13 protein-coding genes are annotated in these 14488 nt (G+C 46.3%); all 13 read left to right on the top strand.

Going from position 1 to position 14488, the window contains the following annotated elements:
- Positions 1 to 35: 35 nt before the first annotated feature.
- Complete coding sequence (locus tag HP548_RS07815; RefSeq protein ID WP_063566432.1) at positions 36 to 974, top strand: bifunctional riboflavin kinase/FAD synthetase; 939 nt, start codon at positions 36 to 38, stop codon at positions 972 to 974.
- Between the two features lie 159 nt (positions 975 to 1133).
- Positions 1134 to 1403 carry a 30S ribosomal protein S15 gene (gene rpsO, locus HP548_RS07810; RefSeq protein WP_056700672.1) on the top strand — a complete coding sequence of 90 codons (270 nt, stop codon included), beginning with the start codon at positions 1134 to 1136 and terminating at the stop codon, positions 1401 to 1403.
- A 252-nt stretch (positions 1404 to 1655) separates the two neighbouring features.
- The gene (gene pnp, locus HP548_RS07805; protein WP_063566373.1) at positions 1656 to 3758 is read left to right on the top strand and encodes a polyribonucleotide nucleotidyltransferase; all 2103 of its coding nucleotides are present in this window, start codon (positions 1656 to 1658) and stop codon (positions 3756 to 3758) included.
- 222 nt (positions 3759 to 3980) lie between these two features.
- Positions 3981 to 4976 (top strand): polysaccharide deacetylase family protein, encoded by a 996-nt coding sequence (locus HP548_RS07800; RefSeq protein ID WP_076289532.1) that lies wholly within the window; start codon positions 3981 to 3983, stop codon positions 4974 to 4976.
- A gap of 98 nt (positions 4977 to 5074) precedes the next feature.
- Positions 5075 to 6358 (top strand): M16 family metallopeptidase, encoded by a 1284-nt coding sequence (locus tag HP548_RS07795; protein ID WP_076289533.1) that lies wholly within the window; start codon positions 5075 to 5077, stop codon positions 6356 to 6358.
- Positions 6318 to 6764 (top strand): dUTP diphosphatase, encoded by a 447-nt coding sequence (dut, locus tag HP548_RS07790; RefSeq protein WP_170867769.1) that lies wholly within the window; start codon positions 6318 to 6320, stop codon positions 6762 to 6764. Before HP548_RS07795 ends, dut begins: the two co-directional genes overlap by 41 nt.
- Before the next feature lie 227 nt (positions 6765 to 6991).
- Complete coding sequence (gene dpsA, locus HP548_RS07785) at positions 6992 to 7891, top strand: dipicolinate synthase subunit DpsA (RefSeq protein ID WP_063566370.1); 900 nt, start codon at positions 6992 to 6994, stop codon at positions 7889 to 7891.
- Entirely contained in the window at positions 7888 to 8484 is a 597-nt protein-coding gene (locus tag HP548_RS07780) for a dipicolinate synthase subunit B (protein WP_024630269.1), read from the top strand. The genes dpsA and HP548_RS07780 overlap by 4 nt, the downstream gene beginning before the upstream one ends.
- A 423-nt stretch (positions 8485 to 8907) precedes the next feature.
- Entirely contained in the window at positions 8908 to 10125 is a 1218-nt protein-coding gene (dapG, locus tag HP548_RS07775) for an aspartate kinase (RefSeq protein ID WP_076289534.1), read from the top strand.
- Positions 10126 to 10172: 47 nt separating this feature from the next.
- Positions 10173 to 11048, top strand: a complete 876-nt coding sequence (gene dapA / locus HP548_RS07770; RefSeq protein WP_099853255.1) for a 4-hydroxy-tetrahydrodipicolinate synthase — start codon at positions 10173 to 10175, stop codon at positions 11046 to 11048.
- Between the two features lie 477 nt (positions 11049 to 11525).
- Positions 11526 to 13205, top strand: coding sequence for a ribonuclease J (locus tag HP548_RS07765; protein ID WP_053783840.1), 1680 nt, complete (start codon positions 11526 to 11528; stop codon positions 13203 to 13205).
- 215 nt (positions 13206 to 13420) lie between these two features.
- Positions 13421 to 14194, top strand: coding sequence for a ClpP family protease (locus tag HP548_RS07760; RefSeq protein WP_373561665.1), 774 nt, complete (start codon positions 13421 to 13423; stop codon positions 14192 to 14194).
- On the top strand, positions 14191 to 14421 hold the full coding sequence (locus HP548_RS07755; RefSeq protein ID WP_063566367.1) for a YlzJ-like family protein: 231 nt from the start codon (positions 14191 to 14193) through the stop codon (positions 14419 to 14421). Before HP548_RS07760 ends, HP548_RS07755 begins: the two co-directional genes overlap by 4 nt.
- Positions 14422 to 14488 lie beyond the last annotated feature (67 nt).

The following is a 14488-nucleotide window of genomic DNA, read 5'->3' as shown; positions in this document are numbered from 1 at the left end:
GCCTGGCCTATCAAGTGAAATGCAGGTGAATGATTGTGAAAACCGTAATGCTAACCTATCCGCAGACGTTACAATCGGCTGTTCAGGGCACACATCCCCAAGTGCTTGCGATCGGTCAATTTGACGGGCTGCATCTCGGACATGCAAGTGTCATTTTGTCAGCTGTCCGCATTGCACGCGAAACGGGCATGCAGGCAGCGGTGATGACCTTTCATCCTCATCCGAAGGAAGTTATGCGCAAAGGGGATTACGAGGGTTATTTAACTCCCTTGAGAGATAAAGAAGACATCCTGGCAGGGATGGGGGTAGACGTACTCTATGTGGTCGAATTCAATGAGGAGTTCTCAAGATTGACGCCACAGCAATTTGCACATGATCTGCTGCTTCCGCTTCAGACTCGAACAGCGGTAGTTGGTTTTGACTTCCGCTTCGGTCACAAGGGAGCAGGGGATGAGCAGCTTCTTCGCACATTGGGAGAAGGTGAAATGACGGTCGAAACTGTGCCTCCATTCCTGTTAAATGGTGAGAAGGTAAGCAGTTCTCTCATTCGTGGCCTGTTGAAGCGTGGAGAAATGGACGAAGCCAGTCAATGGCTAGGACGACCTTATAGTATCAGGGGAATTGTAATTCATGGAGAGAAACGTGGGCGGACCATTGGTTTTCCTACCGCTAACCTTGAACTTACCGATCATTATGTTACGCCAGCGAAAGGTGTTTACGCTGTTCGTGTGCAGTATGGGGAGCAGGAACTGCGCGGCGTCATGAACCTTGGTGTGAAACCTACCTTTCACGAAAACGGGATGAAACCTACGTTTGAGGTGCACTTGCTTGATTTTGATGGGCAGATATATGACCAGGAATTAAAGGTTGATCTCGTTCATTACATTCGTGCAGAGCGAAAATTTGACTCGATTGATGCCTTGATCAGTCAGATTCGTGAAGATGCATTAACCGCCGCCCGTCTGTTATCCTAAGGTCCAGGACAAAATACATGTTTACATTTACTTTGTCTGGGCAACTATGATATAATGTACTACGTTGTCGTTTGAGACAACACATAACCTTGGCTTGGGTACTTGCTCTCACCGGCGGTGACGAGGCTAATGGCGATTATAATGAAGGAGGTGAATAGGATGGCATTGACTCAAGAACGTAAACAACAACTGATCGACGAGCACAAAACTCATGAGTCCGATACTGGATCACCTGAGGTGCAAGTTGCTATCCTTACGGAAAACATCAGAAGTTTGACAGACCACTTGCGTACGCACAAGAAAGACCACCACTCACGTCGTGGACTTTTGAAAATGGTAGGTCAACGTCGTAAGCTTTTGGCTTACGTGAAAAACAAAGATGTTAAACGTTACAGCGCACTGATCGAAAAACTCGGATTGCGTCGTTAATTATCGTACATGTTTTCAAAATCAACCTGGCTGTTATCCGTCATTCCTTTGTCTAAAAGGACAAGCGGAGCTTACAGCCGGGTTGTTTTGTAGATGAACATGTTGCCATATATTTGTAGCTGATGGCTCCGCAAGGAGCTTTTGTTTTGCAAGTGAGCATGTTGCTGTGGAGTTAATGAATGCAGGACAAGCAGGAAATACTGTGAAAATGCAGAATCCATTGTGTTAGGAACGAATAAAAGGAGGGATTTCATGGAACAGCGTGTTGAAATGCAGCTTGGTGGAAGAACGCTTACGCTTGAAACAGGGCGTTTGGCCAAGCAGGCTAATGCTGCCGTTAAGGTAACATACGGGGATACCGTTGTATTGTGTACCGTGACAGCATCAAGTGAGCCTAAAGATCTGGACTTTTTCCCATTAACGGTAAACTATGAAGAAAGATTGTATGCCGTAGGTAAAATCCCAGGTGGATTTATTAAACGTGAAGGCAGACCAAGTGAGAAAGCGATTCTTTCGAGCCGTTTGACAGACCGTCCAATTCGTCCTTTGTTCCCTGAAGGTTTCCGGAATGATGTACAAGTTCTGAATATCGTTATGAGTGTTGATCAGGACTGCGAACCGCAAATTGCTGCCATGATCGGTACATCGGCTGCACTGAGCATTTCAGATGTTCCATTCAGCGGACCGATTGGTGGCGTAAAAGTTGGACGTATTAATGGTGAGTTCATCATCAACCCAACGATTGCACAGCTTGAGGTAAGTGAGATTGAACTCGTTGTTGCAGGAACCAAAGATGCCATTATGATGGTTGAAGCGGAAGCGAACGAAGTTCCGGAAGAAGTAATGCTGGAAGCAATCATGTTCGGACATGACGAGATCAAGAACATTGTTGCAGTCATTGAACAACTCGTACAAGTGGCCGGTAAAGAAAAAATGGCAGTTAAATTGCATGCCGTTAATGCTGAAGTTAACAGCAGTGTACGTGAGTTCGCCAGTGCTCGTTTGGTTGAAGCTGTTAAAATTGCTGAAAAACATGCACGTCAGGATGCAATCGATCTTGTGAATGACGAAACCGTTGCTCACTTCGAAGAGAAGTATATTGAGACTCCAGAACTGCTCAAAGATGTGAAAGAAGTGCTGCACGATATCGTTAAAGAAGAAGTGCGTCGCCTAATCACTCATGATAAAGTTCGTCCGGATGGACGTGGACTCGCTGAGATCCGTCCAATTGAATGTGATACTTCCCTGCTGCCACGTACTCACGGTTCAGGTTTGTTCACTCGTGGTCAAACACAGGCGCTCAGCATTTGTACACTTGGTGCACTGGGTGATGTTCAAATTTTGGATGGAATCAGTCTTGAAGAAACGAAACGTTTCATGCATCACTATAACTTCCCACCGTTCAGCGTAGGTGAAGCTCGTCCATTGCGTGCTCCAGGCCGTCGTGAAATCGGACATGGTGCACTGGGTGAACGTGCTCTTTCTAAAGTAATTCCTTCCGAAACAGACTTCCCATACACGATTCGTCTGGTATCCGAAGTATTGGAATCTAACGGTTCAACTTCACAGGCAAGTATCTGTGCCAGCACATTGGCTATGATGGATGCAGGTGTACCAATCAAAGCTCCGGTTGCGGGTGTAGCTATGGGTCTGATTAAAGACGGAGATCATGTATCCATCCTGAGTGACATTCAAGGTATGGAAGATCACCTCGGTGACATGGACTTCAAAGTAGCAGGAACACCTGATGGTGTAACAGCAATTCAAATGGACATCAAAATTGATGGAATTGATCGTCAAATTTTGTCTGAAGCATTGGCTCAAGCCAAAGAAGGTCGTATGCACATCTTGAGCAAAATGACCGAAGTGATGAAAACTCCACGTGAGCAGTTGTCACAATATGCCCCTAAAATTACAACCATGCATATCAATCCGGACAAAATCCGTGATGTTATCGGTGCAGGTGGTAAAATTATCAATAAAATCATCGAGGAAACCGGTGTTAAAATTGATATTGAACAGGATGGACGTGTCTTTATCGCCTCTTCTAACCAAGAGATGAATGATAAAGCCAAATCGATCATCGAAGGCATTGTACGTGAAGTACTGGTCGGCGAGATTTATGTAGGTAAAGTAAAACGTGTTGAGAAGTTTGGTGCATTCGTTGAAGTGCTGCCGAACAAAGAAGGTCTGGTACACATCTCACAATTGTCCACAGAGCGTGTTGCTAAAGTGGAAGATGTTGTTGCTATCGGTGATTCCATTACGGTAAAAGTAACGGAAATTGACCCACAAGGCCGTATCAACTTGTCCCGCAAAGCCGTATTGACTGCCGAAGCTCCAGCTCAATCATAGGCTGCGTGCCATCGTTTTTTTGAAAAGATAGATTGAATGAAGAGACAGAATGTGAATTTCTGGCTCTTTTTTTAACGTTTAAATATCTTTATGACATCGATTGTCTACTCATAAGGCCTTTAAATCCAGCTTTGAAGATACTTTACATGAACAGCTTGTTTTATTCATATTCTTGCACTTGTCCTCATATGATGGGGACAAAGACGGCGGGAGGATGGAGCTGTGGGAAACCAATCCAAAAAGCTGGCGGCTGTTCTGGTAGGTATGGCAGCTGTCATACTGGTCGGACAAGTGGGCAGTGTACGTACATACATTACGGAAATTCGTGATGGACCAGGCACGCAAAATGCATTTGATATGTTCAAAGAGGCAACCGGAGAAGATCAGCTGTTGTCGGCGATCCGGGATAAAGCGGCCGAAACGAAAATCGCTCCGGTAAATGCCAGAGTGGATCGGGTCTGGAAAGCGATACCCGGGTATAACGGAATAGAAATTGATGTGGAAGCCACGTATCGCAAAGCACTTGGTGGGACGCTGAATACCAAGATAGCGTATGTCTATCGGCAGACTGTACCTGAAATCCAACTTAAAGATTTGGGTGCACACCCGATTTACCGGGGGAATGCCGAGAAACCAATGGTATCTTTCATGATTAATGTAGCGTGGGGCAATGAATTCATTATCCCAATGCTAGATACGCTTGACGCCGAAAAAGTCAAAGCTACTTTTTTTCTGGATGGAAGCTGGTTGAGCAAAAACGAGGAACTGGCCAAGGAAATCCAAAAGCGTGGACATGAGTTATCGAATCATGCATACTCACATCCGAATATGAGTCGGTTGAGTACGGAGCGAGCCAAGCTGGAAATCAGTAAAACCCAGGACCTGCTCAAAGAAAAATTGGGTGTGGAGAACCACTGGTTTGCTCCACCTTCCGGTGATTTTAATCAACAAACGGTCGACATTGCTTCCGGCATGGGACTTCAAACGGTACTTTGGACACTGGATACGGTGGATTGGCGCAAACCAAGTTCTGCTTCTGTTGTAGCCAAGATCGCCAAAAACGTAGAAGCCGGTACATTAATTCTGATGCACCCCACGGCTGCTTCTTCAGGAGCTTTAAAAGGTATGATTGATTCCATACGGGCCAAGGGTTTGACGCTTGGAACCGTTAGCGAAACACTGTCATCCGAGCGCGTGAAGGGATCAGCGGTTGAGTGAATGATGTTTTTTTGTTACTATCAAACAGTTGGAACCAAATGTCGATTTCAATTTTGCGTTGAAATCCAGGCAATTATAGAGATGTAGGAGGGCCAACCGTGAAAAAAATTCAGCTGGGCAATGGCCTCAGAGTTGTCATGGAACAGATTCCGACCTGTCGTTCCGTGTCATTTGGAATATGGGTCAAGACAGGTTCTCGCAATGAGCAGCCTGCAAGCAACGGAGTGTCCCATTTTATTGAGCACATGCTGTTCAAAGGAACGGATCGTTATGATGCCAAAGCGATTGCGGAGCAATTTGATGCCATTGGTGGTAACGTGAATGCGTTCACTTCAAAAGAATACACTTGTTATTACGCCAAAGTATTGGATGAACATCTGCCAATAGCTGTAGATGTGTTGTCCGATATGTTCTTCCGCTCTAAAATGGATGATGGTGAACTGCTCAAGGAGAAAAACGTCATTCTGGAAGAAATATCGATGTATGAGGATACGCCGGATGACATGGTCCATGATCTTATGGCTTTGGCCGCCTATGGTGAGCATCCGCTCGCTTATCCGATTCTGGGTACAGAAGAGCGTCTCAAGGCGATGGACTCCAGCCATTTGCGTGCATATATGAAGGAGCACTACACGATTGAGAATACCGTTATTAGTATCGCAGGTAACATTGATGACAGTGTGATCGATTTGATGGAAAAGCATTTTGGTGCTTTTGATGTCAACGGTGTAGCTGAACAAGTCACACTGCCTGCATTCCAGAGCGGACAACTCTTTCACAAAAAGAAAACGGAACAGAATCATATCTGCATCTCGTTCCCGGGATGTAAGATCGGAGATCCGCTCCAATTCGCTATGGTCGTGTTGAATAATGCGATTGGCGGAGGCATGAGCTCCAGACTCTTCCAGGAAATTCGGGAGAAACGCGGCCTTGCTTATTCCGTTTACTCGTATCATAGTTCCCATGCCGATAGTGGACTCTTCACCATCTATGCAGGTACAGCGCCGAAACAGACGAAAGAAGTTCTGGATCTGACCAAAGAGGTTCTACACGATCTGGCTGTAAATGGATTGTCTGAAGATGAACTTCGTAAAGGAAAAGAACAGCTGAAAGGAAGTCTGATCCTCAGTTTGGAAAGCACGGGCAGCCGGATGAACCGTCTGGGTAAAAACGAGCTGATGCTGGGCAGACATCACACGCTGGACGAAATGATTGCCAAAATTGAAGAAGTAACGATGGACGATGTTGATGCTGTGCTGGACCTGATGTTTGCAGAGCCATTTGCGCTTGCTATGGTCGGTGCTTCGGATCGTACGATCGCTGGATTAAGAAGGGATGATTTTGTTGCATTACGTTCAAATTCAAAAGTTACCGGGCAATGAAGATATTAAGTTGCCTCAAAAAATGTCAGAGCTGGCCTCCGGCTTTGATGTAGTTGCGGCATTACAAGAAGAGGTTGTATTGCAGCCGGGACAGCGTACGCTGATTCCTACGGGACTCGCGATGGCAATGCCTGCTGGATTGGAGGCACAGGTTCGCCCTCGCAGCGGTCTGGCTTTCAAACATGGCATTACGTGTTTGAACACACCTGGCACCATTGATGCTGATTATCGTGGTGAAGTTAAGGTACTTCTGATTAATCTGGGTCAGGAGCCATTCACCATTGTACGTGGGGAGCGAATTGCCCAAATCGTCTTTCAAACCGTTCCTGCAGTTGAATTAACCGAAGTCGCTGAACTGTCGGAAACTGTGCGTGGAGAAGGCGGATTCGGTCATACCGGAAAATAAATGCTCTGAAACTAAGTTGTAAATAGGAGCATCTTCTGTAATTAGAGCTTCACAGTTTAATTTACTGAGCATGTTCTCGAAGAGTCGTCCCCGAGGGGCGGCTCTTTTTTCTTTTTCTGAACGATAGAGACAATGTTTTCTTTGCATGCTTCAATTTTAATGTTTCACCCCCCTGTGGGCCACTGCATACGATAAGGCATACATGTGGTGAAAGGAGTGACGTCCCGATGCTGACCGGTGTCCGGATTATAGTCCTGGGCGGAGATGCGCGGCAGCTTGAAGTCATTCAAAAATGCGCAGAGCTGGATGCTACGGTAAGTGTGGTGGGCTTCGACAAGCTGGAGCGTTCCATACCGGGTATCGAACACCAGGAATTGGAGGACGATGTATTTGCTTCGGCAGATGTGCTGGTGCTTCCTGTGGTCGGGTGTGATGATCAGGGTAAAGTGAGCACTTCGTTCAGTGATACACCGATTTTTCTGAAAAAGGAACATGTTGCGGCATTGCCGGAGCATTGTATTGTGTTCACAGGTATGGCGAAGCCTTTTTTACGTGATTTGTGCCGGGAAAATGGTCTACGGCTTGTTGAAGTACTCGATCGTGATGACATCGCGCTCTACAACTCCATTCCGACTGCTGAAGGCGCAATTGCTATGGCGATTCGGGAGACGGACTTCACGATCCACGGCTCGGAATGCATTGTGCTTGGCTTGGGTCGAACAGGTTTCACAATGGCCAAAACGCTTCAGGGACTTGGGGCAAATGTACGGGTGGGAATCAGGCGCGAAGAGGATGCTGCTCGAGCAGCCATAATGGGCTGGAAGCCTTTCATGACAACGGATTTGGCTGCTCAAACCGGGGAAGTTGACTTGCTTTTTAATACGATACCGACTATGATAATCACAGCACAAATCCTGTCCAAAATGCCGCAAAAAGCAGTCATTATCGACCTCGCATCCGCTCCTGGCGGCTGTGATTTCCGATATGCCGAAAAACGCGGTATCAAAGCGCTACTTGCGCCTGGCCTCCCCGGCATTGTTGCTCCCAAAACGGCTGGCGGCATTATTGCCGACGTGTTAATCCGTTTGCTTTTGGAAGAACAAAACGCACGGGAGGTTGAACAATGAACTGGCAGGGAAAAACGGTAGGTTACGCAATTACAGGTTCTCATTGTACGTTTGAAGAGGTTATGCCGGTGATTAGCCGCTTCGTGGCCGAAGGTGCCAATGTTGTCCCGATTATTTCCAATTCGGTTCTGACTACGGATACACGCTTTGGGACCGCGCAAAATTGGCAAAAACAGTTGAAAGATATAACGGGGAATGATATCATTTCTACAATTGTTGAGGCAGAGCCGTTAGGGCCTTCCAAGTTGCTCGATGTGCTCGTAATTGCTCCATGCACAGGCAACACGACGAGTAAACTGGCTAACGCCATGACGGACAGTCCGGTTTTAATGGCAGCCAAAGCCCAGATGCGAAATCAGCGTCCGCTGGTACTCGCCATTTCCACCAATGATGGCCTTGGGTTGAATGCTGCGAACATCGCCAAACTGCTGGTGGCCAAATATCTGTATTTTGTGCCATTTGGGCAGGATGATCCGGTGAAAAAACCGAACTCGTTAGTGGCCAAAATGGAGCTCATTCCGGAGGCATGCTGGAGTGCGCTTGAAGGCAAACAGTTACAGCCAATGATTGTGCAGCGTTCTGCACAGGCTTGATAGTTCTTGGGTCCGCCGTAACATTAGTTTGTTTATAGACATGGTTCTGTACAGACTTAGTTAAGGGGATAACGGTTATTCGCTTGAAGAAATGAAGATGGTTCGAGAGACAAAGAAAATCATGAGGGACGTTATGCTGGCATAAACAGCTACCTGTGTCCACGTTCCTTTCATTAAAAGGGAATTCCTGCTTGCAACGATTAGGTTAGGCAAGCGGGATCAGTGCACGGGGAACGTGTGCGACATGATCTCGATAACAACCGCGGCCTTCATATGGGATTGTTTCACTAATCTTTGATGAGGAGCGGCATGAAATGCCGTATAAAATGCTGAAATTATCGCATCGGAACGCTCCCTAGGGTGATCCATTTGTTGATTTGACCCGTGTCCAGTCTTCTTGCGTACACAAATGGAGGAATAAAGATGCGCATCATGGTACAGAAATTCGGAGGTACATCTCTCTCTACCGTTCAGGCGAGAGAGCATGTGCTCCGTCATGTTAAACGTGAACTTGAAGCAGGATTTAGTCTGGTCATTGTTGTGTCAGCGATGGGTCGCCGTGGTGAGCCTTATGCGACTGATACGTTACTGGACTGGGCTGCACAGAACGGAAATGCACTCTCCGCACGCGAAAAGGATTTACTGCTGTGCTGTGGTGAAATTATTTCTGCGACGACTTTAAGCAGTCTGCTCGAACATGAAGGCATTCCAACTACAGTGCTGACCGGTGCACAAGCAGGTTTTGTGACGGACGACAATTTCGGGAATGCCCGAATTTTGGATGTCCGTCCTGTTCGTGTGCTGGAGCAGCTACAGAGTGGGCGTGTTGTCATTGTTACAGGGTTCCAGGGGCAGACCGAAAATGGTGACTTTACGACCCTTGGTCGTGGAGGAAGTGATACGTCAGCCACAGCTCTTGGTGCAGCATTACACGCTGAGATGGTGGACATATACACGGATGTAAATGGAATACTGACAGCAGATCCACGTATCGTGGAGGACGCTCGTCCGTTGACTGTTGTGAGTTATGCCGAGATATGTAATATGGCCCATCAAGGAGCCAAAGTAATTCACCCACGTGCAGTCGAGATTGCGATGCAATCCCAGATTCCAGTGCGTGTGAGATCTACCTTTGCAGATAGTGAAGGGACGCTGGTAACGCATCCAGAAGGATTCCAGGATGTGCAGACAGGCATTGTCGACCGATATGTAACAGGGATTGCCTATGTAAGTAATGTTACGCAAATAACGGTGGAAGTGCCGGGTGGTGCAGATCGTTTGCAGCTGAAAGTGTTTAAAACGATGGCTGAAAATTCGATCAGCGTAGATTTTATTAATGTTACCCCTCTAGGGGTTGTCTATACCGTTTTCGATAGTGATTCCGAGAAAGCTATACAGGTACTGCAGGAAATTGGTCTTAAACCGCAAAGTCTCTCCGGTTGTGCCAAAGTTTCCGTCATCGGCGGAGGTATCAACGGAGTGCCAGGCATTATGGCACGGATCGTGGAATCCTTGACTCTTGCGGACATCCAGATCCTGCAATCTGCAGATTCCAATACAACGATTTGGGTACTTGTGAAAAAAGAAGATATGGTTCAAGCTCTGAGGGCACTTCACGCCTCATTCGAACTTCACTTGTAGTACTTTGAAGTCAGCGGAGCCGGACCTGTTTTGAAGGAGGAATCGAATTGGACTTTGGAAGATTGATTACAGCAATGGTCACTCCGTTCAACGAACAAGGGGAGATCCATTGGGAGGAAACTGCACGTCTGATTGATTATTTGATTGATGATCAAAAGTCAGAGACGCTCGTTATTTCAGGAACAACTGGAGAATCTCCCACGCTTAGCGACAAAGAAAAAGTAGAACTATTCGAATTCGCGGTAAAACATGCGGCTGGACGGTGCAAAATCATTGCTGGAACGGGTAGCAATAACACCGCTCATTCAATCCATCTGACTCAGGACGCTGAACGTGCTGGTGTAGATGGTGTTTTGCTGGTTGTTCCTTATTACAACAAACCAAGTCAAGAGGGAATGTTTAGACATTTTGAAGCGATCGCGAACGCGACGAAACTGCCAATTATGTTGTATAACGTTCCTGGACGTACAGCAGCTAGTCTTTCGGCTGCAACAACGATTCGTTTGGCACAGATTCCTAACATAGTAGCTACGAAGGAATGTGTATCGTTGGAGCAAGTCACGCAGATTGCTGCGGGTGCACCGGGACATTTCAGGGTGTATTCCGGTGACGATGCTTCTGGCTTGCCAGCCATTGCTGTAGGTGCTTACGGGATCGTTAGCGTTGCTAGCCATGTGGTAGGCGCTGAGATGAAACAAATGATTGATTCCTACTTCGGTGGTGCACCTGTACAGGCGGCTCAGATACATCAGAAGCTGTTTCCGGTGTTCAAAGGTCTATTTGAGTGCCCACAGCCTTTACCGAACCCTGTAGCGGTGAAATACGCTCTGACATTACGTGGTCTGAACGTAGGATCTGTACGCCTGCCGCTTATAGCTGCAACAGAGGATGAGCAAGGCTTTATTCGTACCTTGTTCAACTAGCAATAATACGATATTGAACTGATTCGTTAACTTTTATAGACCCATAGAAATTGCAGAAGAACCGCTCCTCATTTAAGAGGAGGCGGTTCTTTTTTTTGACGACGATGGTTAGGTTTCTTTTCACAACTGGAGGCAAACCTAGAGGTTAACGAGAGAGTGACTTGTTTTTTTTGTTTTTAATCATGTATAATGATGTCAAGTGACTGGGTGCGGTATTTTTTTGAAATTGAAAGCGACATCGTTTCTTGGTGTAGCTTTGTGGTGAAAAAGGAAGGAACGGCTAAGAAGGATCATTTCAAAATCCATCTTGTTGGTGAAGGGGAATAACTTCGAAGAACTTCTTCCAAATATCGTGAATAAAGGTGCTCTTTTGCATTCATCCCTATTTACGGGCATGGGTGTGATGGACTGCTTTTCTTAACTTACAATAAAATAATAAGGTACGACGTCCAACTACCATAGGAGGTTTAGATTCATTTGTCTAAGAAAAATAACAACGATAAACTGATGATTTTTGCTTTGGGCGGCGTAGGCGAGATTGGTAAAAATATGTACGTCATCCAATACGCGAACGACATTGTAGTCGTAGATGCTGGTCTTAAATTCCCGGAAGAAGATATGCTTGGAATCGACATTGTCATTCCTGACATCTCTTATCTAACTGAAAACCGTGACAAAGTAAGAGGTATTATTTTGACTCACGGACATGAGGATCATATTGGTGGTCTGCCATATGTTCTGAAACACTTGAATGTTCCTGTATACGGAACAAAGCTTACTCTCGGACTTGTGGAGAACAAGCTGAAAGAAGCCAATTTGCTGGGTGAAACAAAACGCATTCTGATTGATGCGGATTCCGAGATTCAACTCGGCTCTGTATTGAAAGCAACGTTCTTCGCTACTAACCATAGTATTCCGGATTCCGTCGGCGTATGTGTCGAAACACCGGAAGGCGCTGTTGTTCATACAGGTGACTTCAAATTTGATCACACTCCAGTAAATGGTCAATATGCAGATCTCCAGCGTATGGCACAGATCGGAACCAATGGCGTACTCGCCCTCTTGTCCGATAGTACCAACGCAGAGAAACCTGGATTTACACCTTCGGAGAAAAATGTGGGTATCGTTCTGGAAGATATCTTCCGTAAAGCAAGCCAACGTGTCGTTGTAGCAACATTTGCTTCCAACGTACACCGGATTCAACAGGTTATCAATGCAGCTGAAGTAACTGGACGTAAAGTCGCAGTTATTGGACGCAGTATGGTAAATGTGGTGGGTATTGCTTCTGAACTGGGTTACCTTGAGATTCCAGACGGCATGATCATTGAACCGGAAGAAGTAGGCAAAATGGCTGCTGACCGTGTAGTAATTCTCTGCACAGGTAGCCAAGGCGAGCCAATGTCAGCCTTGACACGTATGGCTCGTTCCACTCATCGTAAAGTAGATATTTTGCCTGGGGATACAGTAATTATTGCTGCAACTCCAGTTCCAGGTAATGAGAAGTATGTAGGCCGTACGATTGACGAACTGTTCCGTCTGGGTGCCAACGTGCATTACAGCGGTGCAAACAGTGGCGTTCACGTATCCGGTCACGGTAGCCAGGAAGAGCTGAAACTGATGCTTAACCTGATGAAACCGAAATATTTCCTGCCGATTCACGGTGAATTCCGTATGCAGCGCCGTCATGCGGTATTGGCTGAATCTGTAGGTATTGATCCAGACAACATTTTCATTACGGATATCGGTGAAGTGGTTGAAATTCAAGGCGGAGCAGCACGCAAGGCAGGTAAAGTTACTGCAGGTAACGTGTTGATCGACGGCTTGGGTGTAGGCGATGTAGGTAACATCGTATTGCGTGACCGTAAATTGCTGTCACAGGATGGCATTCTGGTTGTCGTGGTAACACTGAGCAAACAGGATGGCAAAATTGTTTCCGGTCCAGACATCATCTCCCGTGGATTTGTCTATGTACGCGAATCGGAAGGACTGCTTGATGAAGCCAATCGCATTGTCAGCAGCACACTGCAGAAGTTGATGAGTGAGAACGTTAACGAATGGGCTTCACTCAAAACGAATGTTAAAGATGCACTCGGACGCTTCTTGTATGAGCAAACTCGTCGTAGACCGATGATTTTGCCAATCATTATGGAAGTTTAAAATAAATCAAACAAAAACATAAATTCAGGCACACAGTCGCCCCTTCTCTACGAGTAATATTGGACGGTTCCTCGTAGAGAAGGGGCTTTTTTTGTTGTTTTCTGGCCCTACACCAGATTGTGGAGAAATTGATGAATAATCGGGTATAAGTCAGCTGGAACATTCCCCATACTAAGGAAATACATTACATGTTTCTGGAGAAGGGGAGTAATCGAATGAGCGAATACATGAAAAACAAGCAAACACCGAAATCGGAACAACCGGGCACCGAGGCACCGGAAGTGCCTGCACAAGAGGAAAAGGGTATGTCACCTGTAACGGAGGCTATTCAGCAATTTGGACAGACGCAGTCACCTGCAGCTGAATCGAACATTTTCTGTATGACCATTATCGGTCAGGTGGAAGGGCATTTAATTTTACCTCCGCAAAACAAAACAACAAAGTATGAACACCTCATTCCTCAGCTGGTTGCAGCAGAGCAGAATCAGCGAATCGAAGGCATTTTGATCATTTTAAATACGGTAGGAGGAGATGTGGAGGCGGGCCTGGCTATTGCCGAAATGATTGCTTCACTTAGTAAACCTACGGTTACCGTCGTCATTGGAGGAGGGCACAGCATTGGGGTTCCGATCGCGGTTGCCTCAACCTATTCCCTGATTGCGGGTAGTGCAACAATGACCATTCATCCGATCCGTATGAACGGACTCGTGATAGGCGTGCCTCAGACGTTTGAGTACATGGAGAAGATGCAGGAACGTGTCGTAAGATTTGTTACATCGCACTCCAATATCTCTGAAGAAATGTTCAAGGAACTGATGTTTAAAACGGGTGAACTCAACCGCGATATCGGAACAGCTGTGGGTAGCGCTGATGCGGTTAAATATGGATTGATGGATGCCGTAGGCGGGATCGGACAGGCCATCGCTCAGTTGAATCAACTCATAGGAGACAAAAGACAGACGCTGCAGGCAGGAGGCTATACCCAATGACACTTTACACAGTGATGCCACCTGAACTGCTGTGGTCAGGGATGTGGAATGAAGGAGAAGACACCCGTGAGATCAAGATGAACGGATTATTGATGCAGGTCAGACCTGTTAATGAAAATGAGGCTGTTATAGTACGTTTACTTGAATGCCCCTTGGAAGCTTATCTGAATCCCGCTAATATGCCCGGATCTATCGTTCCACTTTCGGGTAACCCGGGACCAACATAACGCGACCAAATAAGACAAATTGAGCAGAAAAAGAACATATGTACGGATTATATTTGTATGGTATAAT

The sequence above is a fragment of the Paenibacillus taichungensis genome (genome assembly GCF_013359905.1).
GTDB lineage: Bacteria > Bacillota > Bacilli > Paenibacillales > Paenibacillaceae > Paenibacillus > Paenibacillus taichungensis.
Note: the sequence above shows the minus strand (reverse complement) of the source record. Positions and strands in the feature narration are given on the sequence as shown.